Annotated in this window: 23 protein-coding genes; 12 read left to right on the top strand and 11 right to left on the bottom strand. The window is 59.1% G+C overall.

Going from position 1 to position 23638, the window contains the following annotated elements; all coding sequences use genetic code 11:
- Position 1: 1 nt before the first annotated feature.
- From E4662_RS12925 to prfH, 8 genes are all read left to right on the top strand, one after another.
- Positions 2-616: a ribonuclease D gene (locus E4662_RS12925; protein ID WP_136441992.1), complete on the top strand. Its 615-nt coding sequence runs from the start codon at positions 2-4 to the stop codon at positions 614-616.
- A gap of 18 nt (positions 617-634) precedes the next feature.
- The gene (gene lptC, locus E4662_RS12920; RefSeq protein ID WP_136441991.1) at positions 635-1234 is read left to right on the top strand and encodes an LPS export ABC transporter periplasmic protein LptC; all 600 of its coding nucleotides are present in this window, start codon (positions 635-637) and stop codon (positions 1232-1234) included.
- 14 nt (positions 1235-1248) lie between these two features.
- A complete protein-coding gene (gene lptA / locus E4662_RS12915; RefSeq protein WP_136441990.1) occupies positions 1249-1743 on the top strand; it encodes a lipopolysaccharide transport periplasmic protein LptA in 495 nt (164 codons plus the stop codon).
- Positions 1740-2498 carry an LPS export ABC transporter ATP-binding protein gene (gene lptB, locus E4662_RS12910; protein WP_136441989.1) on the top strand — a complete coding sequence of 253 codons (759 nt, stop codon included), beginning with the start codon at positions 1740-1742 and terminating at the stop codon, positions 2496-2498. The genes lptA and lptB overlap by 4 nt, the downstream gene beginning before the upstream one ends.
- A gap of 255 nt (positions 2499-2753) precedes the next feature.
- Positions 2754-3317, top strand: a complete 564-nt coding sequence (gene hpf / locus E4662_RS12905; RefSeq protein ID WP_136441988.1) for a ribosome hibernation-promoting factor, HPF/YfiA family — start codon at positions 2754-2756, stop codon at positions 3315-3317.
- A gap of 57 nt (positions 3318-3374) precedes the next feature.
- Positions 3375-3839 carry a PTS sugar transporter subunit IIA gene (locus E4662_RS12900; protein ID WP_136441987.1) on the top strand — a complete coding sequence of 155 codons (465 nt, stop codon included), beginning with the start codon at positions 3375-3377 and terminating at the stop codon, positions 3837-3839.
- Positions 3840-4095: 256 nt separating this feature from the next.
- Entirely contained in the window at positions 4096-5217 is a 1122-nt protein-coding gene (locus tag E4662_RS12895) for an RNA ligase RtcB family protein (protein WP_136441986.1), read from the top strand.
- Positions 5214-5825: a peptide chain release factor H gene (gene prfH, locus E4662_RS12890; RefSeq protein ID WP_136441985.1), complete on the top strand. Its 612-nt coding sequence runs from the start codon at positions 5214-5216 to the stop codon at positions 5823-5825. Before E4662_RS12895 ends, prfH begins: the two co-directional genes overlap by 4 nt.
- Here prfH and E4662_RS12885 read toward each other — a convergent pair.
- The 8 genes from E4662_RS12885 to cysQ form a co-directional block, all read right to left on the bottom strand.
- Positions 5822-7252 (bottom strand): sulfotransferase family 2 domain-containing protein, encoded by a 1431-nt coding sequence (locus E4662_RS12885; RefSeq protein ID WP_136441984.1) that lies wholly within the window; start codon positions 7250-7252, stop codon positions 5822-5824. The two genes, prfH and E4662_RS12885, sit on opposite strands and share 4 nt — an antisense overlap.
- A gap of 7 nt (positions 7253-7259) precedes the next feature.
- A complete protein-coding gene (locus E4662_RS12880) occupies positions 7260-8960 on the bottom strand; it encodes a DUF5927 domain-containing protein (RefSeq protein WP_136441983.1) in 1701 nt (566 codons plus the stop codon).
- The gene (locus E4662_RS12875; protein ID WP_206080293.1) at positions 8957-9943 is read right to left on the bottom strand and encodes a glycosyltransferase family 2 protein; all 987 of its coding nucleotides are present in this window, start codon (positions 9941-9943) and stop codon (positions 8957-8959) included. Before E4662_RS12875 ends, E4662_RS12880 begins: the two co-directional genes overlap by 4 nt.
- A 74-nt stretch (positions 9944-10017) precedes the next feature.
- On the bottom strand, positions 10018-11226 hold the full coding sequence (locus E4662_RS12870) for a glycosyltransferase family 4 protein (protein ID WP_136441981.1): 1209 nt from the start codon (positions 11224-11226) through the stop codon (positions 10018-10020).
- The gene (gene galE / locus E4662_RS12865) at positions 11207-12190 is read right to left on the bottom strand and encodes a UDP-glucose 4-epimerase GalE (RefSeq protein WP_136441980.1); all 984 of its coding nucleotides are present in this window, start codon (positions 12188-12190) and stop codon (positions 11207-11209) included. The genes E4662_RS12870 and galE overlap by 20 nt, the downstream gene beginning before the upstream one ends.
- Positions 12191-12195: 5 nt before the next feature.
- The gene (galU, locus tag E4662_RS12860; protein WP_136441979.1) at positions 12196-13092 is read right to left on the bottom strand and encodes a UTP--glucose-1-phosphate uridylyltransferase GalU; all 897 of its coding nucleotides are present in this window, start codon (positions 13090-13092) and stop codon (positions 12196-12198) included.
- A gap of 150 nt (positions 13093-13242) precedes the next feature.
- On the bottom strand, positions 13243-14475 hold the full coding sequence (locus tag E4662_RS12855; RefSeq protein ID WP_136441978.1) for a glycosyltransferase family 2 protein: 1233 nt from the start codon (positions 14473-14475) through the stop codon (positions 13243-13245).
- 1 nt (position 14476) lies between these two features.
- The gene (cysQ, locus tag E4662_RS12850; RefSeq protein ID WP_136441977.1) at positions 14477-15274 is read right to left on the bottom strand and encodes a 3'(2'),5'-bisphosphate nucleotidase CysQ; all 798 of its coding nucleotides are present in this window, start codon (positions 15272-15274) and stop codon (positions 14477-14479) included.
- Between the two features lie 124 nt (positions 15275-15398).
- Between cysQ and E4662_RS12845 the strand changes: the two genes are divergently transcribed.
- Complete coding sequence (locus E4662_RS12845; RefSeq protein ID WP_136441976.1) at positions 15399-16229, top strand: ABC transporter permease; 831 nt, start codon at positions 15399-15401, stop codon at positions 16227-16229.
- 73 nt (positions 16230-16302) lie between these two features.
- Positions 16303-16914, top strand: coding sequence for an SH3 domain-containing protein (locus tag E4662_RS12840; RefSeq protein ID WP_136441975.1), 612 nt, complete (start codon positions 16303-16305; stop codon positions 16912-16914).
- Positions 16915-16916: 2 nt separating this feature from the next.
- Here E4662_RS12840 and E4662_RS12835 read toward each other — a convergent pair whose 3' ends face one another.
- Positions 16917-17522, bottom strand: coding sequence for an alpha-ketoglutarate-dependent dioxygenase AlkB family protein (locus tag E4662_RS12835; protein WP_136441974.1), 606 nt, complete (start codon positions 17520-17522; stop codon positions 16917-16919).
- A gap of 202 nt (positions 17523-17724) precedes the next feature.
- On the opposite strand from E4662_RS12835, the gene dnaK reads away from it, so the two are divergent.
- Both dnaK and dnaJ read left to right on the top strand, forming a co-directional pair.
- On the top strand, positions 17725-19647 hold the full coding sequence (gene dnaK / locus E4662_RS12830) for a molecular chaperone DnaK (protein ID WP_136441973.1): 1923 nt from the start codon (positions 17725-17727) through the stop codon (positions 19645-19647).
- Positions 19648-19730: 83 nt separating this feature from the next.
- Positions 19731-20882, top strand: a complete 1152-nt coding sequence (gene dnaJ, locus E4662_RS12825) for a molecular chaperone DnaJ (RefSeq protein WP_136441972.1) — start codon at positions 19731-19733, stop codon at positions 20880-20882.
- A 54-nt stretch (positions 20883-20936) separates the two neighbouring features.
- Here dnaJ and E4662_RS12820 read toward each other — a convergent pair whose 3' ends face one another.
- Both E4662_RS12820 and E4662_RS12815 read right to left on the bottom strand, forming a co-directional pair.
- Complete coding sequence (locus tag E4662_RS12820; protein WP_136441971.1) at positions 20937-22496, bottom strand: phosphate ABC transporter substrate-binding/OmpA family protein; 1560 nt, start codon at positions 22494-22496, stop codon at positions 20937-20939.
- A gap of 22 nt (positions 22497-22518) precedes the next feature.
- The gene (locus E4662_RS12815) at positions 22519-23529 is read right to left on the bottom strand and encodes a translocase (protein WP_136441970.1); all 1011 of its coding nucleotides are present in this window, start codon (positions 23527-23529) and stop codon (positions 22519-22521) included.
- Between the last annotated feature and the right edge of the window lie 109 nt (positions 23530-23638).

Here is a 23638-nt window from a genome sequence, read left to right as displayed (position 1 = left end):
TATGGCGAACCATGTGTATCAGCGCGATTTGCCGGACGGGCTCGACCTTGGCAAGATGGTGGCGATCGATTGCGAAACCATGGGTCTCAATCCTCACCGCGACCGTCTCTGCGTCGTTCAGCTTTCTGGCGGGGATGGCAATGCGCATCTTGTCCAGATTGCCAAAGGACAGACCGAGGCGCCAAACCTTGCGCGCATCCTGACCGATGCCTCCGTTTTGAAGCTGTTTCACTACGGACGTTTTGACATCGCCGCAATGTATCATGCCTTTGGCGCGCTGGCGGCGCCTGTGTATTGCACGAAGATCGCGAGCCGATTGGTCAGGACCTATACAGATCGGCACGGGCTCAAATCCCTGACGCAGGAACTTCTGAGCGTCGATATCTCAAAGCAGCAGCAATCCAGCGATTGGGGCGCGCAAAAACTGACCAAGGCCCAGAAGGACTATGCCGCGTCCGACGTCCTGTACCTGCACCGTTTGAGGCTCGCTCTGAACGAGATGCTTGAGCGGGAAGGTCGTATGGAGCTTGCCCAAAGCTGCTATGACTTCCTGCCCACACGCGCGCGGCTGGATCTTGAGGGATGGCCGGATACGGACATCTTTGCCCATGCCTGACAAAAGGGTGTGTGCGTGATGGCTCGGGCCGATGGTCTTTATTCTCGGGTTATTTCCTGGCTCAAGATTTTGCTCCCCTTGATCGCGCTAGTGCTGCTGTCGACACTCTTTTTGTTGTCGCGCAGCGCAGAGCAGGTTCTGGACGTACCCTTTACCGGTGGCGTAGCCGGGGATGGCGTCAACCGGGAGCAAGTCAGCGCGCCGTATTATGCGGGCACCACGGAAAACGGCGATACGCTGACCATCACAGCGAGCACTGCCAGCCCGGAAGGGAATGGCGTCATTCGCGCCCAGAACCTCGCGGCGCGGGTTCGGATGCCAAATGGCAATGAGATTGCACTTAAGGCAGAAACAGCGACCGTTCGCGAAAGCGATCAATGGGCGGAGCTCGAGGGCGGTGTCCGGATCGAAAGTTCGACTGGATACACTCTGGTGACCGAAACGCTCGGTGCGGCCGTGGACCGGATCGAAGCGGAAAGCGGTGGGCCTGTATCCGGAAGCGGGCCGCTTGGAACGCTGGAAGCTGGCAAAATGCGCATCGAACCGCTGCCGGACAGCGGCGATGTGCAACTGCTATTCACGGATGGCGTAAAACTGGTATACAGCCCGCAAGATTGAGAAAGTGCTGCCACATGTTCCAACGTCTTTTTGCCGTCCTGCTTCTCGCAGGTCTTCCAGTTCTTGCAGAAGCTCAGCAGGGCACAAGTGTCCGATTTGGATCGCTTCAACAGGACACAAATGCGCCTGTTGAGGTTACAGCGGACTCGCTTTCCATCAATCAGAACGATGGCACCGCGCTCTACACCGGCAACGTTTTGATTGTTCAGGGTGACATGCGCCTCGCGGCGCCTCGGGTTCTGGTGGTGTATTCCGAAAGCCAGGGGCGGATCGACCGCCTTGAAGCGACGGGCGGTGTCACGCTGGTCAGCGGCGAAGAGGCCGCAGAAGCGGATCGGGCGGACTACGACATCGAAGGTGGCAACGTCACCATGTCCGGCAATGTCCTGTTGACCCAAGGGCCAAATGCGCTGACGTCGGAGCGTATGGTGGTCAATCTGGATTCAGGATCAGCGCGCATGACGGGCCGCGTCCGCACCGTATTGCAGCAGGGCGGCGCTAACGAATGAGCCGCCCCGAACTGACAGTTACGGAAGGCTCAAGCGGCCTGCGCGTGGATCATTTGCGCAAAAGCTACCGCAAGAAGGTGGTGATCCGCGATGTGACGTTGAAACTCGATCGTGGCGAAGTGGTTGCTCTGCTTGGCCCGAACGGTTCCGGCAAGACAACATCGTTTTATGCCATTGCCGGTCTGGTCAACCCAGACGCGGGGCAGGTGATGATCGACGGACGCGATGCGACTTTCCTGCCCATGTACCGCCGCGCGCGGCTTGGTATCGGGTACCTGCCACAGGAAATGTCGATCTTCCGAGGGCTGAGCGTTGAGGACAACATCGGCTCGGTTCTGGATATTGCCGAGAAGGACCGCCACCGGCGGCGGGAAAGGCTCGAAGAACTGCTGGGCGAGTTTTCAATCGAGCATCTGCGCCGCGCGCCGGCGCTGGCCCTGTCCGGCGGGGAGCGCCGCAGGGTCGAGATCGCCCGCTGCCTGGCGGCAAACCCGAAGTATCTCCTGCTTGATGAGCCGTTCGCCGGGGTCGATCCGATCAGCGTCGGTGACATCCGCCATCTGGTGGCGGATCTGAAGAAACGTGGGATTGGCGTTCTGATAACAGACCACAATGTCCGCGAGACGCTTGAGATCGTCGATCGCGCATATATCCTGCACGACGGCAAGGTTCTGATGTCCGGCACGCCGGAAGAGGTGGTTCAGAACGAAAACGTCAGGCGGGTTTACCTAGGTGACAGCTTTCGTATGGGGTGAGTTCCGCTCCGCGTGAATTCTAGGTGTTTTCCGCCCGGCGCGGTCCGGTTTCGATTGACGCCGCCGTCTTTCTCTACTCAAATGATCCTATGACACGCCGTTCCGCTCAATGGCAAAACGAGGGAGCCTTCGATTTTGAGGGTTGTTTCGCTCAAGCCGCAGCGGCCGGCTGTCTTCCCTGATCAGTATGCAGAGTTCCGGGCGCCCGCGCCCTGTGTTCCTGTGTGCCGGTGACAACAAAAAAAAGGACTGATCATGCGCTATCAGATTACGGGAAAGCACATCGACATTGGCGAAGCCCTGCAAACGCACGTGAAAAACGAGCTGGGGTCAGCCTTGGAAAAGTATTCGCAAAGACCCACCGACGCGAATGTCATCTTCTCCAAGAGTGCACATGAATATGTGTGCGAAGCCGTGGTGCACCTTTCCACTGGTCTGAACGCGTCGGCCAAAGCCCATGCGACCGAGATTTACGCAGCCTTCGATGATTGCGTGGAAAAGATGGACAAACAGCTGCGCCGCTACAAACGCCGCCTGAAGGACCACCACAAGGACCGCACGGAACCCGTTGAACTTCTCGGAGCATCCTCTTATATCCTCGCATCCGACTCTGCAGGCGACGCCGAAGAGCCGGAAACGCTTCAGCCGATCATCGTGGCTGAGATGGAGACAAAGATTCCATCGCTTTCGGTTGGCGAAGCTGTGATGCAAATGGAATTGGCCGGGGCTCCCGTCTTGGTCTTCCGAAACGAGAAAAAGGATGGCTTGAACGTCGTTTACCGGCGCGAAGATGGCAACATTGGATGGATTGATCCGTAAGTTGTGATCGCGCTCGTTAATCAAACGCAAACGATGGTCGGGTACGCAGGCTAGAGCATGAAATTTGTAGATCTTCTCAAACCTGATGCTGTGAAAGTCGTCAGTGCGGCCTCCAGCAAGAAGCGGTTGATGCATGATGTTGCGGATCTCGCGGCATCGGCTCACGGTTTGTCCGCTGGTGTGACCGTCGAGGCTTTGATGGAGCGCGAATCTCTTGGACCGACAGGCGTGGGGCATGGCGTTGCTTTGCCCCATGCGCGCATCGCCGGCCTGGAAAGCGTGACGGGCGTTTTCATCCTCTTGGAATCACCAATTGATTTCGAAGCGGTGGATCGCCAGCCGGTTGATCTTGTCTTTGCGCTTTTTGCGCCCGAGGACGCCGGCGTTGAACATCTTAAAGCCCTGGCGCTTGTGTCACGCACTTTGCGTGACACGGAACTGTGCTCCAAGCTGCGTTCCAATCCAGACGCAGCGACGCTCTATACGATCGTAACCGAGTTTGAGGCAATGAAAGCCGCGTGACACACTGTTGCCTGATTGCAACGTTTTGAATGGGGCCGTTCTGCGGCCCCTTTGTTCGAATCACGGTCCGATCTATCAGCCCCGCCTACCATGCACCCGCGACAGAGGAGGGCACCACATGACACAGATTCATCTGATATCGCTTTCCTCGGATCGTTTGCGGGGCTGAGCCGCGCGTCGGCATCTTTCTACCCAACCTGACGATCCTGTTTGCAGCCCCTGACCGGGCTGCCGTCTTTGTATGAAAGACAGGTTCATGGGCAATTCCCATCAGGGCGGCGTCGCGCATGCGGCGACCGTCAGCAAGTTCTATTCTCAAACGGCGTGGATCGAAGGTCGCGCCGAAGACCAACTCACCCATGTCTCCAACTGGCCGGGCATGAAGCACATCGCTGCGTTTCCCGACCTGCACCCCGGCCGCCACGGCCCGGTTGGTGCGGCGTTTCTTGCAGATCGCCTTTACCCGCAGTTGATCGGCCCTGACATCGGCTGCGGCATGGCTTTGTTTGCGCTGGATCTGTCGCCGCGTCGCTTGAAACTGGACAAGGCCGCGCGCCGGTTGCGTGTTTTGCAGGAGCCGCTTCCCGAGGATCTGGTGCAGGACGCATTGGTGGCCAATGGGCTCGCTCGGCCCGATGGGCTTGGCACAATCGGTGGCGGAAATCACTTCTGCGAAGTGCTGGAAGTCACGGCGTCCGAGGCGGGCAGTCCCATTGCAAAGGGCGCGCTTTGCCTGTTGGTCCACACGGGCTCGCGTGGTCATGGCGCGCGTGTCTATAACGCCGTTGATGAGCCTTGGAAGGAAGGGTTTGATCCGGGCAGTGCGGCCGCATTGGATTACCGCGAGCTTCACGATGCGGCCCAGCATTGGGCCAATGTGAACCGGCTGTTGATCGCTGAACGCGCGGCAGAGGCATTGAGTTCTGACGCGGCGCTGATCTGCGATGCACCGCACAATCATCTGGAGGAGGTGGACGGGCTTTGGCTTCACCGCAAAGGCGCAGCGGCGCCAGATCATGGGCTTGCGCCTTTGGCTGGTTCGCGCGAAGCGCCGAGTTTTCTGTTGAAGGTCAGGGAAACCGCGACACCCGATGCGCTGTGGTCCGTTTCTCACGGAGCCGGGCGCAAGTATGATCGCGCGTCGATGCACGGCCGTATCAAGCTAAACCGCAGCGGGCTTGCAGCCATGGAGCGCACGGCGCAGGGCGGGCGGGTGATCTGCGAAAATCGGGATTTGATGATCGAGGAGGCAGGCGCGGCGTACAAGGACGTGACATCGGTGGCAGCCGACCTCGAAGACGCAGGCCTCGCGGCGCGCATTGCCACGCTCAAGCCCCGCATCACCTTCAAATGCACGCGCAAGGAGGGGCAGTCATGAGCGTGACACTCCTAATCAGTAGCGGCAATGGACCGGGCGAGTGCCGCCAGGCTGTTGCGCATGTCCTGGGACGCATTCAGGCTGACACGAAAGCCGAGACCTTGGATCTGGTTTGCAGGGACGCTCGGCACGGGCCGGTTTCTGCAATTGTTTGCCTGACCGGAAGCGATGCGGACCGTGTGGCGCGGGCATGGGAAGGCGTCATTTTATGGCGGTGCGTCAGTTCTTTACGTCCAAGACACAAGCGAAAGAACTGGTTTGTTCAGGTGCACCGCCTGCCAAAGGTGGCGCAGACGGAGGTCATCGACATCAGGGAGGTTGAGATGCAGGCAATCCGGGCTGGCGGGCCGGGTGGACAGCATCAGAACAAAACCTCGAGCGCCATTCGCGCCCAGTGGCGTGGATACAGCGTTGTGGTTCGCGACCAGCGTTCGCAGCACCAAAACCGTCGCCTCGCGTTGGAACGGTTGCAAGCCTTGCTGGCCGCAGATCAGGCAGAGAGGCAGGCTTCAGCACAGGGGACGGCGCATTGGCTGCATCATCAATTGGAACGCGGCAACCCGAAGCGCATTTTCGAGGGGCCCAAGTTCAGAGAGGTGACGCGCTAGGCCCAGTCCTCGAAGCCGAACATGACGTAATCACGCATGTAGGCTTCACGGGCGAGCGCCTCGATCTGGTCGTCGTAAATCTCGGCGAGTGAGTACGGCGCGGCATTTGGCACCGGCACGGGATCGGAAGGCGAAGGGTGCCCGACCTGCATTGCGAGGGCGGGCAGGTAGCCTTCCATCTCGTCTTCGCGCACGATCATGTCGGGCAAGGTGAACTCCGCCATGCCCTGAATGCACTGTGCTTGCGTGGCCCAATGGCCGTCGATCCGGACAGCGGTCTGGCCGGAGAGGTTGGCTTTGACCCAGGCGAGCCAAGCAGTGAAAGCGACACGGTGCGCGGCGGCATTATAATCGCTGTCAGGCTCGCCTTCCGGGATCGGCATATTGTGCGCGCGCCGCAGGGTTTTGCGGATGCCAGCAAAGCTGCCTTTTCGAGTGGTAAGGATCTTTGTGCAAAACGCCTCGTGCGCGCGGGCGAGCGGATGGCGCACAACCGTGAAACTGCGATGGCCGGGGCGCTCGCGTTTCCAGTTGCGCAAGCTGCCTTGGGTGAATTTCCTCTCGAGCTTGTCCTCGCCCACGCCATCGAGCGCACATAGCCATTGCGTGACGGCGGCCTCGGGCCCGGACCGAACCGGCATGTAAATCAGCGGAGTCTTGGCCCCGGCCACATAAGATGGAACAACAGGCCCGCGCCGTGGTTCGAAATTCGGTGTACGGGAGAGGTTGAAGCGATCCATACGCGCAAGCGTCTCAGCCATTTGATCGAAGTTTTCGACCTTCTCGGAAGCGGGCTGCGGGTTCTGCCTCTTGAGCGCGGTGTTCAGGCTCTCCAGCCGGTCCGTCACCCCCAGCCATTGGGCCAGACCGTTCATCACATCGACGTCCTGTAGATCGTCATAATCTACGTAAAACGCCGTCTGGGCCGTGGTTTGCAAAGCTTTCATCAAAGTAATCTGAAAGCTTTGAAGCTCCGCAAGATGCTCTTCAAAATCGGCTGGATCAAAAACCGCCTTCCCGTCCTTGCGCCTTTTGACGTTGGTCAGCTTCCACTGCCCGGTCGCCTGCGCAATCTTCTTGGATATGTAGCTGTCGGCGGGATTGCGGGTCAGGATGATCTTTGCAATTCGGGTGTCCGTCAGCAGAGTTTCCAGAACGCGCGGGTCATGGTCGTGAAAATAGCGAAACCCGCCCAACCCGTCCGGGGTTTCATTCCGGATGGCGTCCAGCAAATGCAGCGGTGTGTGATCGCGCTCCTCCTGTGTCACACCAAGGATGTCGTCGGACTTCGGGTAGCCGATGAAGTGGGGATTGAACGCCTCGCCATGGCAGGTCAGCCCGTCAAAGGCGTTCAGGTTCGCCTCGAGAAAATTGGAACCGGTCCGCATTTCGGCAAAGACAACGAAGCAGTCGAAACGGTCGGACATCAGCGCTCTATTTCTTCACGAGGTAGGGTTTGCGGGTCTCTTCTTGCCCATGATGAATGGCCGGGTCCACCGGGAAATCGCCCATCAGATAGGGGTGCATCCCCTGGTTCTTCAGGTTTTGCAGGAACTGGCCAAAGCCCGCCAAGTCTTCCAATCGCGGTGCTTCGGCCAAACGACGTTGCGGTTTTTGACCGATTTCGTCGATCAAAACCTGCAAAGGTTCCATCGGGGCTTCGATGAACTCCGCCATGGACCAGACCCGCACGCGCGCTTTGACGTCCGGACTGCGCAACTCGTCGAGCATCTTGCTCTCGATCTTCTGAAGCCGGGCAGCTTCGGTGCGCAGCTCCGCGAAGTTGGCGTTGGACTTGAAAAGCGGCACAGCCCATGCGCCAGAGATGACGCTGATCTGTGCGTTTGGATCGCGGGCCATGTGCCAGTTGATCTTGGGGTTGTCGCGCGGGCCATACTGAAAGCACTGATGCTCCCCGCGCGTGTTCCAAAGCATGTTCGTCAGGAAGGCCTTGGGGTTTGTGTCCCGCAGTTTGGCGTTGTCGGAGAGCGCGCCGTTGATCACGGTCTGCCCGTTAGCAAACTCGGCGCGTTCCGGCGCAAACAGATGGCCGTGGACTTGCGCCCCGGTTGCGCGGCTGAGCCAAGGGGCGAAATCCTGAAACAGCTCGGCAAACCCTTGGAACACGGAGTATTTCCCGGAGGTCATACCGTTTTCCCAGCCGAGATGCGGATAGCGGCTTTGCATGAACAAGCCGGGGCGACCACGGGTTCGGCGCTCAACAGCCTTGGCAAAGATGCGGTCGATCTTGCCCGGATTTGGTTCTTGCCGGGACAGAGCCCCTTCGGGGTCCGTGAGAAAAGTCGCGTAGAGGCGGTCCGCATGGGGCCAGATTTTGCGCGCGACAAAGCAATCAGAGCGCCGCAGAAGCTGCAAATGATCGTCGTAGAAGATGTGAGGTTTTCCCTGAAAGTCGAATTTCGACAGCGTCAGGGAGCGGCTTTCGATCTGGGTCGAATAGAGCCGCGCCAGTGTTTGGAAGTAGCTTTCATCCGGTATCCAAACCCGCCGGAAGTAGGCATCATAGGTGGGCCGCGCGGGATCTTGAAGGATAGCCGACAGCGTCTGACGCGTCAGACACCACCATTGCGAGCCCATATGTGGCACTATGCTTTCCGGGATCTGCCGTTTAAACCCGACGGCCCGCTGCAGATCGACGAACTTGTCGAACAGGTACCGGTTTTTGCGCCAGGAAAACGGGAACCGGAGGGTAAAGCGCTCCTCATCCAGACCGCCGACGGTCCAGGGCACGTCTGCGGTTGTCGCGCTTTCGATGAAATCGGTGCGGGGCCGTTCTGCGAGGTATTGGCACAGTTCATGCACAGGCCTCAGCGGCAGGCAGGAGCCGGAAGACAGATAAACATGCCGCACATGATCGAAGGACTTGAGCATCAGCTCGGCGGCATCCTGACTTGCGGCCACAAGCCCCCACGTGCCCCATTCACAGCGATGCCGCGTTGAGAAACGCACATCCGGCAAGTCCGCGAGGGAGCGGACCAGCCTGTCGTATTGCTGCTTCGGAACCATCCTGTCGACATGCAGCACCACCGGGCAGCCGCCTCGGGACCAATGCCGCGCAACTTGGGACGCTCGGTCAAGCGCCGTGTGGACGAGCATGACAATCCCGACGCTCATGCCCAGTTCCCTTTTGACATGAGGCCGAGTATCTCAAGCTGTCGCCAGTTGATGTATTTCTCGGACCACTTGCACCACAGTTCCGGGTTGTCCTTGATCCCGTCCGCGTAAGCCAGATACTCGCGCGACGCGCCGTAGTGCTGGCTCCGGGTCAACTCTTCCTCCGCCTTTGCGGTGAACGTGTCGAGAAACTTCGTGTGAAGGAGGATCCCGCTCGCTTTCTCGCCACCCCATTCGTCGTAAACAAGGTTCAACCCGCGCGGCAAAAGGTTGTGCGTGGACGAGACATAGGCATAGCGGCGATCCCATTTGACCAAGGGGATCTTGTTCAACGCCGGGGCAAGCTCCGGTTTGTCGGCAAAGAAAACACGGGCGCGGGGTCCGCCCTGAATCCACAGATTGCCGAATTTCGGGTTCTTGGTGATCGAGTAATTTCCGGCGTCAAACCATGATGCGATCTCAAGCGGGTTTTGCCCGGGCATGTAAGGGTGCTGATCGATCCGCCCTTTGGGGTACATGTCCAGCAGCATCGCCGAGAAAGACTTGATCGATGAAGCATCCAGCCAATCGGTCAGGGCGCGCATGGAACGCGTGTCGCAGAACGGGAACAAAAAGAACTCGTCCGGATCAACGGTGAGGCACCAATGCCCGTGCCCGTATTTCATCAACAGCCAGTTCATCCAATCCACGCCAAAGCGGGATCTTTTGTAACTGCCGCGCGTGGACCAGACAGAGACATCCTCTTGTTGCGACAGGTAGTTGAGCGAGCCATCATCACTGTCATTGTCGACGAAAAAGAAATGGTTCACGCCCATTTCGCGGTAGTATTTCAGAAAGTAGGGAAGCCGGATGCCTTCGTTTCTCTGCGTGCAAAAAACAAAAATATCAGAAGGCTTTATACGATCTGTGCGGTTGGTCACGGGGTTCAGTTCGCGACGCTTTCGGAAGGCGCGAATGCGCCACCGCTTTCGCTGCAATCTCAGTCTATATGACCGCCAAGCGCCCAACTCATGCCCCTTGAATCGTCAGCTATGTGACGTTTGCTCGCTCTCGGCTATCAGATCATCGTTAACACGGTCTTGAAGTGCGCCTCCCAACCGGGGGGTGACCATTGCGCATTTGCGCTTGTGTTGCTGCCGTGTTCCTCTGGATCTTTTGCCGCCATCGCCTTGATTTCTTGCAGCCAAAGATAGCGATCTGAACAACTTGCGTAAACGGGAATATCTCCCAGCACTTCCCGATAGACAGGGAGCGTGTTGCAAAGCACCGGCACTCCGAGCGCGGTAGCCTCGATCGGTGGAAGACCATAGCCTTCCGCATGGCTGGGGAAGAGCAGGCCGTTCGAGTCCGCCAGCAGGGCGAAAAGCTCTGGATCCGTGAGATTTGGAAGTTCATGCACACGCGCAGGTTTTTGATCGAGACGGTCGAACACATCCGCATTGCGCCAGCCGCGTTGGCCGCAGAGGATCAGGTGCGCATCTGGCACGTCTTTCCAAAGATCCAGGAGTAACCCATGGTTCTTGCGCGGCTCTATCGTGCCGATGCAAAGGAAATAGGGATGCCCCTGCCACGGCCCGGCAGGAGCGGTGTCGAGCTCGGGCAAAGGCACGCCCAAGTGCGCAGTGACGTAGTCCGCTCGCGCCTGCGGAATGTGTTCTTGCACGTCTGCCTTGGTTTGCTCTGAATTGCAGATAAGAACATCTGCGCAGTCCGAAACCCGCGCCAGGAAATGACCGAACTGTTCTGCCGTCTCCGGGCGTTGGTACTGCGGGAAATCCAAGGGGATGGTGTCATGCACCATCACGGCGATCTGAGCATCCGGTACGCGCCGGATTGCAGCAACAACGCGATCTGTCAGATTGGAATGCCCGACGTTCAGATAATGAGCACCGTCCGGGAGCGCCTGTTTCAGCATTTTGCCAAGCCGAAAGGGCAGGCAGCGGGTTACGCAGATGCGGCGCAGAAAGGTCTCGGCCGCAGCGCGGTTTGGGTCAAGCCCTGGCTTCAGCTTGGACAGGCTGTCCGCCTCGCCAAAGTCACCGCTGTCCAGAGCGGCAGCAAACTGGGCACAACCGGTTTGATCCAGAAGCAGGTAGCCAAAAGCGCTGCGAACCAATCCGTAAAGAGGGACGGTCTCGATCAGAAGGTAATCGAGATAGGCTTTTTCGACCCGATCCACACCCGTCATGGGCCGTCCCGCACGCCGGGTCAGCCGCGTCAGATCCAGAAGCCGTGCGGCGGGTGGGTTATTTCTCGTAGTGCCCATTCAGGTGCCACTGCCATGCATCGCGGATCATAGTCTGCATGGTGGAGCGGTGCGGTGTCCAGCCGAGTTCGGTTTCTGCGCGAGTGGACCCTGAGACAAGCTTGGTCGCATCACCGGCGCGCCGCGGTCCTTCGGTAAAGGGCACTTCACGATTGGTCACGTTGCGCGATGCATCGACCACTTCACGGACCGAAAAGCCTTTGCCCGTGCCGAGGTTGAAAACCCGGCTGCCTTTGCCATCCTGCAACCACTTCAACCCGCTGACATGCGCATCGACCAGATCACAGACATGGACATAATCCCGGATGCAGGTGCCGTCTGGCGTGTCATAGTCCGTGCCGTGGATGGTCAGGGCCGGGCGCTTGCCGTCGATGGCCTCGAGCATGACGGGGATCAGATGAGTTTCGGGGCGGTGATGCTCGCCCACTTCACCGTCCGGATCGCCGCCCGCCACGTTGAAATAGCGGAAAATGACACTGCGCAGTCCATGCGCGGCTTCGAAGTCGCGCAGAATGTCCTCAACCGCACGCTTCGATGCGCCGTAGGCATTAAGCGGCAATTGAACGGTGTTTTCATCCAAAACCACGTTGTCGTGTTCGCCATAGGTGGCGCAGGTGGAGGAAAAGACGAAATCCATGACACCGGCGGCGACGGTGGCTTCGATCAGGGTCAGCGAGCCTTCGACGTTGTTGCGCCAGTAGAGACCGGGCTTGGCCATGGCTTCGCCCACTTGGCTGAGCGCCGCGAAATGCATGACGGCAACAGGCTGATAGGTGGCGAACACCTCGTCGAGCCGGGCGCGGTTTGTCAGGTCGCCCCGTTCAAACGGTCCGAACTTGACGGCGTCCTCCCAGCCCGTGGCAAGGTTGTCATAGGTCACCGGTGTGAAACCGGCCTGCTTCAAGGCCTTGCATGCGTGGCTACCAATGTAGCCCGCGCCGCCCGTTACAAGAACATGAGTCACGTGGTTTATTCCGCGGCCTTCTTGGCTGCCATGATTTCCTGAAGATAGTTTTCCAGATCTCCGCGCAGGTCGTCGCGTGCAAGGCCGAAGGCCACGGTGGCCTGCAGGAAGCCCGCTTTCGAGCCGCAGTCAAAGCGCTGTCCGCGGAAACGGTAGCCATAGACGCCGTCGCCTTCCGGCTTGAGCTCTTCTGCGATGGCATCGGTTAGCTGGATCTCGCCGCCCGCGCCTGTCTTGAGCCTGTTGAGATGGCGGAAAATGTTCGGGGACAGGATGTAACGACCAATCACAGCAAGGTTCGACGGTGCCTCACCAACAGGCGGCTTTTCCACCATGTCGCCGACAGAAACCATGGAGCCCATGTCTTCCTTGACGTCCAGAATACCGTAGGACGAGGTTTTCTCGGCCGGGACTTCCATCGCGGCGACCATGCTGCCGCCGGTTTCCTCGTAGGCTTCAACCATCTGCTGCAGGCAGGGCTTTTCGGCGGCGATGACATCGTCAGGCAGCATCACGGCAAAAGGTTCGTTGTGGACAAGACGGCGCGCGCACCAGACCGCATGACCAAGGCCAAGCGCCTTGTGCTGGCGGATATAGGCGATTTCGCCAGAGTCCATGTTGGTGTTCTTGAGGGTTTCCAGAAGCTGATCCTTGCCCTTCTTGCGCAGTTCCTGCTCAAGCTGAGGGGCGTGATCGAAGTAGTCTTCAAGGGCGCCTTTGCCGCGGGAGGTGACAAAAATGAATTCCTTGATCCCAGCGGCGCGCGCCTCGTCGATTGCGTATTGGACAAGCGGGCGATCCACGAGCGTCATGATTTCCTTGGGAACGGACTTCGTGGCCGGAAGAAAACGTGTCCCCATGCCTGCTACCGGGAAAATCGCTTTCGTCACCTTTTTACGCATTAAAACAGCTCCTGAATCTAAAAGGTTGGATGGCTTATGACATAGATGCTGCATAAGCACTATAGCTGCGATGTGGCTATCCTATGGCAAAGCGCTGGTATTAGCGACTCTTCGCGCAAAACTTGGTCAATTCTGAAGCATTTTGTTTCTTCATTGCCCACGCACGGGTTTGGAGCGCGCGACTTCCGCAGCTTTCCGTCTGGAGAACCGCCAGAAGCGAAACAGGGGCGCATCGCGGTTGCTGCGTCCGAAAAGCCCGCCCCGTTGCTCCCAGACGCCGGCGTTTGAAAAATGCACCCGGTGAAAGCGCGTGGTCGGTGAGAACAGGTAAAGGCTGACGATTGCGCCGGATTGCACTTGTTCCCGAGCCGCTCTGCGCAACTTGCCTGCGTTCCAAATGCGTCCACTCAAAACGACACGAGGCGCATCGGGGCGGCCCGAGAACTGATGAAACGGCACGGTCGCGGTATCTTCAAGTGGCGGCAGCTCTGCGATGGGGCGGTCCTTGGCCGCCTTGGCGCCCCGTTTCAATCCTCGGATCAGGCGCGCAACGTCATCTGCCCCGAGCGGGCCGCGCTGCATCAGACGCACGAGGCGCTGTCGTTGCGCCTTCACGAACCCAGACCAAGCGCTTTTCCATGTTTTCTCCGGAGCGTGTTTGCGCAGAAACACCATCTTGGAGGCCCCGATTTCCGTCAAGTCGCGGGGCGTGCGGTCGTTGGCGCGTCTTGCGCTCTCCGCGAACCCGTGATGGACCTGCGCCAACGGGACAAGCGCTGTTTTGAACCCGCGTTGCGCAAGGCGAACGTTCAGATCTGTTTCATCAAGGTAAAACCGGAAACCGGGATCAAACCCGCCAATCCGGGCCAGAACGTCACGCCGAACGGCCATATTCGTGCCTTCGGTCTTGATCGCCGTGCCGGGTTCAGGTGTCAGAACAACAGGAGCGTCGCTGTCCAGATCGTGATCGTGGCATTCGCCGGTCTCATCAATGGTTCGGGCTTTCCACTGAAAGGAAATTCCATTTCGGCCAATGACATACCCCCCTGCGGCGGCTACGTCGTCTTGGTCAAAGGGTGCAATGAGATGTTGAAGCCAGAGCGGCTCTGGCACGGCGTCGTCGTCGATGAAAGCGACGATCTCGCCCGCAGCCTGTGCTATCCCGGCATTGCGCGCAGTCGAGATATTGGCCTCGTCAAAGGGGACGAATTTGATCTGGTCGGCCTGCGGGGTTTCGGAGGCGGCCTTGATGCCGTCCGGACAGGCCACCACCACGACTTCAAACAGGGGATAGTCGAGCTGGGACAATCCCAGGAGACAGCGGGTCAGCGCCTGTGGCCGCTTGCGGCTGACCACGATGACGCTGACGGACCGCGCCTCCACCTCAGGCTTCTTTCAGGTCCACGCCGGGCGCATAGGCGATGAAGAACGGGTTTGCAAAACCGGCCTTACCGTAGGCTAGTGGCGAGTGATCGTCGAAACGCACAACCTGACCGCCCGCGCCGTTCAGAACAGCGTGGCCAGCGGCCGTGTCCCATTCCATCGTGCGGCCAACGCGCGGATAGATGTCGGCTTCGCCGGTCGCGACGAGGCAGAACTTGAGCGACGATCCGGCGCTCTTCATGTCCTTGACCGCATATTTGTTGATGTAGTCGTCCGTTGCCTGATCCCGGTGGGATTTCGATGCAACAACCATCAAGGCGCCGTTGTCCGGATCGGAAACCTGGATTGCCTTTGTCTCACCGATGGTGTCCGGGCTGAATGGGCCGACCTCTTCCAGCGACTTGCCGGTGGCATTGGTAAAGAACATCCGATCGCGCGCGGGGGCATAGACAACGCCGCGTGTCGGAATGCCGTCTTCGACCAGCGCGATGTTCACGGTGAAATCGCCGCGGCGGTTGATGAACTCCTTGGTTCCGTCCAGCGGATCGACGATCAGGAAGGTCATCGCCTCAAGATCGTGGCTGTCGGCCTGTTCCTCGGTCACGAGCGCCACGTCGGGGAAGGCCGCGCGCAGGCCAGCAGAGATCAGCGCATCCGCCGCTTCGTCGGCTTCGGTGACCGGGCTGGCGTCGGATTTTACTTTCACTTCGAAGTCGTCGGAGTTGTAGATTTCCATGATCTTGTCACCGGCTTCGAGTGCAAGACGGCGCATAACTTCGACCAATTGAGTATAATTCAAGGGAGCTCTCCTTCCGCCACCTTCGTGCGGATTCATTGATTTGAAAACTTACCCGTCTTATGCTGCCAGTTGAACAGAACGGCAAGAAGTCGTCACCCCCGCCTCGCATCGGAGCAGTGAGCGCATGTTTCAGGCAACAAAACCCAGGTCCCGGCTGGGATCCGCGATCTATATCGCGGAGCTGATCTACCACAACTCCGTTCGCGCGGTGCGCAAGACGCATGGCAACGCCATCCTCGCGATCCTGATGAACATGCTTCAGACGATCATCTTCGTTCTGGCCTTCTTCTTCATGTTCAACATTCTTGGCCTGAAGGGCGCGGCAGTGCGTGGGGACTTCATGATTTACATCATGACGGGCGTGTTCCTCTACATGACGCATACCAAGACCATGGGTGCTGTTTCCGGGTCAGAAGGGCCCGCCAGCCCGATGATGCAGCACGCACCGATGAACACGGCCATCGCGATTGCGGCGGCGATGCTGAGCACGCTATACATCCAGATTCTATCGCTTGTGGCGATCCTGTTTGTCTATGATGTCGCCTTTAACCCCTTTGTCATGCAGGAAATTCACGATCCAATCGGCTGTATCGCAATGATCTTGCTGTCGTGGTTTTCCGGTGCCGCCATTGGGATGGTTGTGCTGGCGATCAAACCCTGGGCGCCCACGCCGGTCAGCATCATTTCAACGGTGTATCAGCGCGCGAACATGATTGCCTCCGGCAAGATGTTCGTCGCCAACTCCATGCCGGGTTACATGCTGGTGATGTTTGACTGGAACCCGTTGTTTCACACGATTGATCAGTCGCGGGGCTATGCTTTCGTGAACTACAATCCCCGCAACACGGATTGGGAATACGCCTTCTACCTGTCCATTGTCCTGATCATGATTGGATTGATGGGTGAGTTCTTTACTCGCAAACACGCCTCGGCCAGCTGGAACGCGCGGCGGTAAGGGTTTCAGGACTTTGGGCAGGTTCGGCCGCGCGATAGGGTGAGCAAAACCTATTCCGAAAGGGAGCGCCCCAATGTCCCGCCTATATGCATTTGTTCTGTCGTTGATGTTGCCTTGCGCAGTTTGGGCGCAGGATTGGCCCGCGTTTCACGCGGTCGTGGATGTCGCACAGGATGACGTTCTGAATGTTCGAAGCGCGCCCAGCGGCAGCTCTGAAATCATTGGAGAGCTTGGGCCAAACCAGACTGGTATCGAGGTCATTCGTCGGGACGAGAGTGGAAAATGGGGGTTGGTCAACAGCGGTGAGCGGGCCGGATGGGCCTTTATGCGCTACCTGGAGCCAATGCCCGGCGGAGCGTTTCCCGATCATGACAGACTATCTTGCGGTGGTACCGAACCGTTTTGGGGGCTTGATCTGGCGTCAGGCTATTCGGCGGAGTTTTCCAGCCCGGAAGGCACATGGTCGGTTCAGCCTACAGAGCTTTTGAAGGCCTGGGGGCGGAGGACGCCTTTTGCGTTCACAGGACAAAGCCCCGAGCGTTTGGTCTCGGCTGTCATCACACCCGAATCTTGCAATGACGGCATGTCAGACCGCGAGTTCGGACTGTCGATTACCATGATCACCGAGACGCCGGGGGATGTAACGGTCCTGAGCGGGTGCTGTGCGCTTGGGGTTGGCCAATAAGGTCAGGTCACGACGCGCAGCGTCAGATTGATCCTGCCACCCGCCTTCAGCAACGTGGATGATCCGAAGCGGATGCGGTCCACCCCGTGATGCGCAAGCCGCGCCTCGCCGCCCATCACGACAACATCCCCTGACTGAAGCCAGTGCGAGGCCGTTTTTCCGCCACGCTCCACGTTGCCCATGCGGAACTGCCCTTCGTCGCCGAGGGAGATGGACAGGACCGGGTATGTAAAATCCGCCTCGTCCTTGTCCTGATGCAGGCCCATGCGTGCACCTTCCCCGTACCAGTTGATCAGGCAGCACTCAGGTGACTTTGGACAATCCGCGAGGTCTGACCAGATCCGGGCGATGCTTTCAGGGATCACGGGCCAATCCGTTCCGTTTGGGTGCTGCGGCTCGTAACGATACCCGCGCCGGTCCGTGACCCAGCCGAACCTTCCGGCGGCGCTCATGCGGACAGACATCGGCTTGCCGCGCGGGGTCACGGGTTGAAACAACGGCGCATCTTCCAACACGCGGCGCAGGTCGCCAACGATTCTCTCCTGTGCGGCGCGATCCAGATATCCCGGAAACAGACGGAACCCCTTTATGTTCAGCGCTTCGACCATAAACCATGCCCAATGTTAGTCATAAGTTGCGATTTTCCCGACAATTGCGGCCCTAGCGGTGCTTGCAGGGCCGTAAAGCCCTCCTTATATACCCTGCGAAGCTGCTTTCGGGGATGGCCCGAAGGCCTTTAATATCGGGGCGGGATGCCGTAACGGGTCCATCGTCTCGTGATATCGCCTTGACTACAGAAAGGGATCGAACATGGCCAAAGTGATCGGTATCGACCTCGGCACAACCAACTCCTGCGTTGCTATCATGGATGGCAGCAGCGCCCGCGTCATCGAAAACTCCGAAGGCGCTCGTACAACCCCCTCGATTGTCGCCTTCGCCGAAGATGAGCGGCTCGTGGGTCAGCCGGCAAAACGCCAGGCTGTGACCAACCCGGAAAACACCGTGTTTGGTGTGAAGCGTCTGATCGGTCGTCGCAATGACGATCCGAACCTCGCCAAAGATCGCAAGAACATGCCGTTCGAAGTTGTCGACGGCGGCAACGGCGACGCATGGGTGCAGGCTCGTGGTGAGAAATACTCCCCGTCGCAGCTCTCCGCGTTTATCCTGGGCAAAATGAAAGAAACCGCCGAGAGCTATCTCGGCGAAGAGGTGACGCAAGCCGTCATCACCGTGCCTGCATATTTCAACGACGCTCAGCGTCAGGCCACCAAGGACGCCGGCAAGATTGCCGGTCTCGAAGTGCTGCGCATCATCAACGAGCCGACAGCCGCGGCGCTGGCTTACGGCCTCGACAAGCAGGAAACCCGCACCATCGCGGTTTATGACCTCGGCGGCGGTACGTTCGACGTGACCATCCTTGAGATCGACGACGGCCTGTTCGAAGTGAAGTCCACCAACGGGGATACCTTCCTTGGTGGTGAAGACTTCGACATGCGGATCGTGAACTATCTCGCGGACGAATTCAAAAAGACCAACGGCGTTGACCTGACGAAAGACAAGATGGCGCTGCAGCGTCTGAAGGAAGCGGCGGAAAAGGCGAAGATTGAGCTGTCCTCGTCCTCTCAGACCGAGATCAACCAGCCGTTCATCTCCATGGGCGCAGACGGCCAGCCGCTGCACCTCGTGATGAAACTGACCCGCGCGAAGCTGGAAAGCCTCGTTGGCGATCTGATCAAAGCGTCCATCAAGCCGTGCCAAGCCGCTCTGAAAGACGCGGGCCTGTCCACCTCCGACATCGACGAGGTTGTTCTTGTTGGCGGTATGACCCGGATGCCGAAGGTCATCGAAGAGGTGACGAAGTTCTTCGGCAAGGAGCCGCACAAGGGTGTGAACCCGGACGAAGTGGTTGCCATGGGCGCCGCCATTCAGGCCGGTGTTCTGCAAGGTGACGTGAAAGACGTGGTCCTGCTCGACGTGACCCCGCTCTCGCTCGGCATTGAAACGCTGGGCGGTGTGTTCACCCGCCTGATCGACCGCAACACCACGATCCCGACGAAGAAGTCTCAGGTCTTCTCGACCGCTGAAGACAATCAGTCCGCCGTGACGATCCGCGTCTTCCAGGGTGAGCGCGAGATGGCTGCTGACAACAAGATGCTCGGCCAGTTCAACCTCGAAGAGATCCCGCCCGCGCCGCGCGGCATGCCGCAGATCGAAGTGACCTTCGACATTGACGCCAACGGCATTGTGTCCGTCGGCGCGAAGGACAAGGCGACCGGCAAGGAACAGCAGATCACGATCCAGGCATCCGGTGGCTTGTCGGATGACGACATCGAGAAGATGGTTCGCGAAGCGGAAGAAAACGCCGAGGCCGACAAAGAGCGCAAGGAGCTCGTTGAAGCCCGCAACCAGGCTGAAAGCCTCGTGCACTCCACCGAGAAATCGGTTGAAGAGCATGGTGACAAGGTCGATCCGTCCACGGTTGAAGCCATCGAACTGGCTGTTGCCGCGCTCAAGGACGAACTGGAGAAAGACGACACCACGGCTGACAAGCTGAAGTCCGGCATCCAGAATGTCACCGAAGTGGCAATGCGTCTGGGCGAGGCGATCTACAAGGCGCAGGCCGAATCCGCTGAGGCAGATGAACCTGCCGCTGCTGATGAAGCCGCTGGTCCGGCGGACGATGACATCGTCGATGCGGACTTCGAGGACCTCGACGACAACAAGCGGGCCTAAGGCTATCGCCTTCGAAGCAGATTTCGGGGCCGGTCCGGACGCCGGGCCGGCCCCGCACTGTTTCGGCATAAGGAGGGCAGATCATGTCCAAGCGTGACTATTACGATGTGCTCGGGGTCTCCAAGGGCGCGTCGGCTGACGAGATCAAGAAGGCTTACCGCAAGAAGGCCAAGGAACTGCACCCGGACCGCAACGCGGATAACCCCGAGGCCGAAGGGCAGTTCAAGGAAGCCAACGAAGCTTACGAAGTGCTCAAGGACGCCGAAAAGAAGGCGGCTTATGATCGCTTTGGCCATGCGGCATTCGAAGGCGGCATGGGCGGCGGTGGCGGCCGACCCGGCGGAATGGGCGGTAACGGCGACTTCGCCAGCGCTTTCTCCGACGTGTTCGACGACTTGTTCGGCGATTTTATGGGCGGTGGTCGTGGTGGAGGCGGACGTCAAAGGGCTGCACGCGGCGCGGACCTGCGCTATAACCTGCGTGTAACGCTCGAAGAGGCGTACAACGGGCTTCAAAAGACGATCAATGTCCCAACGTCTGTGCAATGCGGAGAATGCAACGGTTCAGGCTCCGAAGGTGGCGCAGAGCCGACCACCTGCCCGACATGTTCCGGCATGGGCAAGGTGCGTGCGACGCAGGGCTTCTTTACGGTTGAGCGCACCTGCCCAACCTGTAACGGCCTTGGCCAGATCATCAAGAACCCTTGTAAGTCTTGCGGTGGCAATGGCCGCGTTCACAAGGACCGTGCGCTGTCCGTGAACATCCCGGCGGGTGTCGAAACCGGTACGCGTATTCGTCTTGCCGGTGAAGGTGAGGCGGGAATGCGCGGTGGCCCTCCGGGTGATCTGTACATCTTCATCGAAGTGGAACAGCACAAGATCTTTGAGCGCGAAAGCACCGAGCTGCACTGCCGTGTGCCTGTCTCGATGATTGCCGCGGCTCTGGGTGGCGACATCGAGGTGCCGACGATTGATGGCGGTCGCAGCCGGGTCAAAATCCCCAGCGGCAGCCAGTCTGGTCGTCAGATGCGTCTGCGCGGTAAAGGGATGCCCGCCCTTCGTGGCGGAAGTCACGGCGACATGTTCATCGAACTTGCCGTGGAGACGCCCGTGAACCTGACGTCTCGCCAGAAAGAACTTCTGCGCGAGTTCGAAGAGTTGAGCGAAGACAACAACCCAGAAGCCAGTAGCTTCTTCAGCTCGGTGAAGAACTTCTGGGATTCGATGAAGGGTTAATCGACCTGAAAAGAACTATCAAAGGCGGTGCCATGTGCGCCGCCTTTTTTGTCTCTACTCAAGCCAGACTTCAACGCGCCGGTTCACCTGTCGTCCCCAGGAACTGTCGTCACAGGCCATGGGCATCGCTTCGCCAAAGGCATTATTGCTGATGTCGACTTGGTCCAAGTCGGCGGTTTCTGCAGCTTCCAGAACCGCACGTTGCACGGTTTTGGCACGTTTTTGAGCGATCCTCAGGTTGCCCTCCGCGGGCCCTTGCCCATCAGAGAAGCCCACAAACATCATACGGCGGCCATCATAGGTGCCGCTTTCCAATGCGCGCGCGAGCAGTTGTACGTTGGATCGGGACTGCGCATCGAGACGCGATGAACCCGCTTCAAATCGAAACGACAAGGTGAGCCGCTTCATCCCGGACAGGGTGCCCGCCATGCGCTGGAGTTGGGTCAGGCCCTCCTCACCGTTGGCGACAACGACAGCGTTTCGGAGCCGGTCTCCCTGTAGATCAATTGGGACTTCTTCTGGTGCCTGGTCAACAAACCCGGCGCGCCGGATGACAATTTGCGCGGCATTGGATTGGCTGAAGGCGAGGAACTCACGGCCAAGGGCAGGCAGACGGCGGGCGGGGAGGTAGAGGAACATCGGCGCGGTGAGCGGAAAATCCTCGGTTTTGATCGTGCGCCGCGCGGCACTGAGAGAGAAACCACAGGGGCCGGTCAGGACAAGAGGCTTTGTGTTGCCAATTTCGGAGTAACTCGCAATGCCAAGACCAAAGGGATCATCCGCCACAGCTTCAGCCAAGCGCGCGTTGGTGTCGTGGCGCTGAGTTTCGCCCCTAGGCGTGCCGTTTTCCTTGAGGAGCCGGTCTTCGACGCCTTGGGCCAAACCTGACTTCGCGTCGCGCATATGTAAGGTGACCGGAGCGTCAGGCCCCCCAAGGGCTTGCCAGTTTCTGACATCGCCACGCAGAAGCTTGGAAAGGTCGCTCGGCGAAATTGCGTCCACAGGGTTGTTCGCCGCGACAACCGGCACCATGGCATCGAGCGCAAGAACGCGGCTCCGGCCCGGTTTTTTCATATCGCCAAGGCCTGCAGCCCGTGCCTGCTCCAATTCAAGCGGGCGAATTTCGCGCATCGCCATGACCATATCGGCCTCGTCCGCGAGCAGATCAGCAAATCCCGTATCGGTGTTGGTGAGATGGAAAAAGAAGCGACCGGTGGTTTTCCCGGTGTCGGTGTCCGTCAGTTGATAGATGAAGCTGTCCGGCCCGGTCGTCTCCCGTTTGGCGCTCAATCCGCTCCGTAAGGCAAAGGCTTCGATCAGGGCGGGCATCAGAACCGTGCCGATGGTGGACGAACCCGAAATCGTCAATTCGGCAACAAAGTCTGTCAGAGATGGACAACCGACCCCCTCACACAGCACCCCTGAGCTGTCGACGGTCAGCTCGCCATATTGCGTTTTCAGGCGATAGAACTCGCCATCGAAACCGAGAAGCGTGCCGGTTAGCTCTACTCCGCCGTCCCGGGATCGCAGGGTGATATCCTGCGCAAGGGCCGCGGTAACTCCCGTCAGAAAAAAGAAAAGTGCGGCGAAGATCGCCGCACAGACATGTCGCATGGGAAACCCGTGTTGCCGTGGCTTAGCGTGCCGCGACTTTCAGGTCTTGGACGATGTTTTTCAACACCAGAAAGTCACCGACGCTGTCGCAAGCAGGGATTTCGAGCGTCAAGTCACCCACGCGCAACGCCTCGCCGCCACGAACGTCCAGAGTTTGCGCTTCGACTTGTGCGTCGCAGTTCACCTCGGTGACTTCCGCTTCGACAGACAAGAGGATGTCGCCGGACTTCTTGGCTGTGCCGGAGGGGAAGGTGTAGACCTCTGCCATCAAGGCATCCGGCGCGTTGGTCTCGCCAAGGCGCACCAGAAACCCGCCTTCGCCATTGGCGGCGGCTGCAAGATCACCCGAGGATTCGGCCCAGACGTGGCCCGTGGTGAAATAGTCAGCGGCAAACTCCCGAGCGTGCAGTTGCAGGCCGGTGTCGCCTTTCCATTGAACCGCCACGCGATCATAGAAGGCCAGAGACGTGACTTCGGCGGAGGCGGTGGCCCCTTCACCGTTGGAAAAGGCCGCGATGAACAGGGCGTTTTCGGTCAAGGCCGGTACTGCAATGTTCAAACTGCCGTCTTCGGCCATGACATCGGTGAACATCATTCCATGGTGATGGATCGTCACGCGTTCATTGGCGTTGCACGGCGCATCAACGGCGAGCGATACCATGGCCCCGGCAGATGTGGTGGCTTCCATTGAAATGGCGCATTCTGGCGGCGGAATAGGGGTTGTGGAGCGCCCGCCCGGCACGGTCACTGTCTTTGCCATGGAAATGTCGGAGGCTTGCGGATCTGCTGCTGCGGCAACACGGACCGGCTCGCTGCCCAGCGGGCCGTCGAACTCCGGTTGCGCGCCAGTCAGGGGTGCGCGGGGCGCGCCCAGCCCGGAGGTTGTCAGCGTGATATCGGTGACCTCGATCGCGCCCGCGTCACTGGTCTGTTGCCCACCGGGAAGGGCAAAGCCGTATTGCATGATGTAGCCAATGGCCATCGCACAACCGAGTGTCGCGCCGCCGAGGATGTAGCTCTTGAGACGTGCCATACTGGCCTCCCATAGGGTAACTGATGGGAGACACTGTGCTTAAGAAAAGCGGCGCGGTTTTGTCGCTCGGGCGGAGTCATTGCGGCATTCGCGCCCGAATTGGGGCGCG

Origin of the sequence: Pacificoceanicola onchidii, from assembly GCF_004804335.1 — a bacterium.
Classification (GTDB): Bacteria; Pseudomonadota; Alphaproteobacteria; order Rhodobacterales; family Rhodobacteraceae; genus Pacificoceanicola; species Pacificoceanicola onchidii.
Note: the sequence above shows the minus strand (reverse complement) of the source record. Positions and strands in the feature narration are given on the sequence as shown.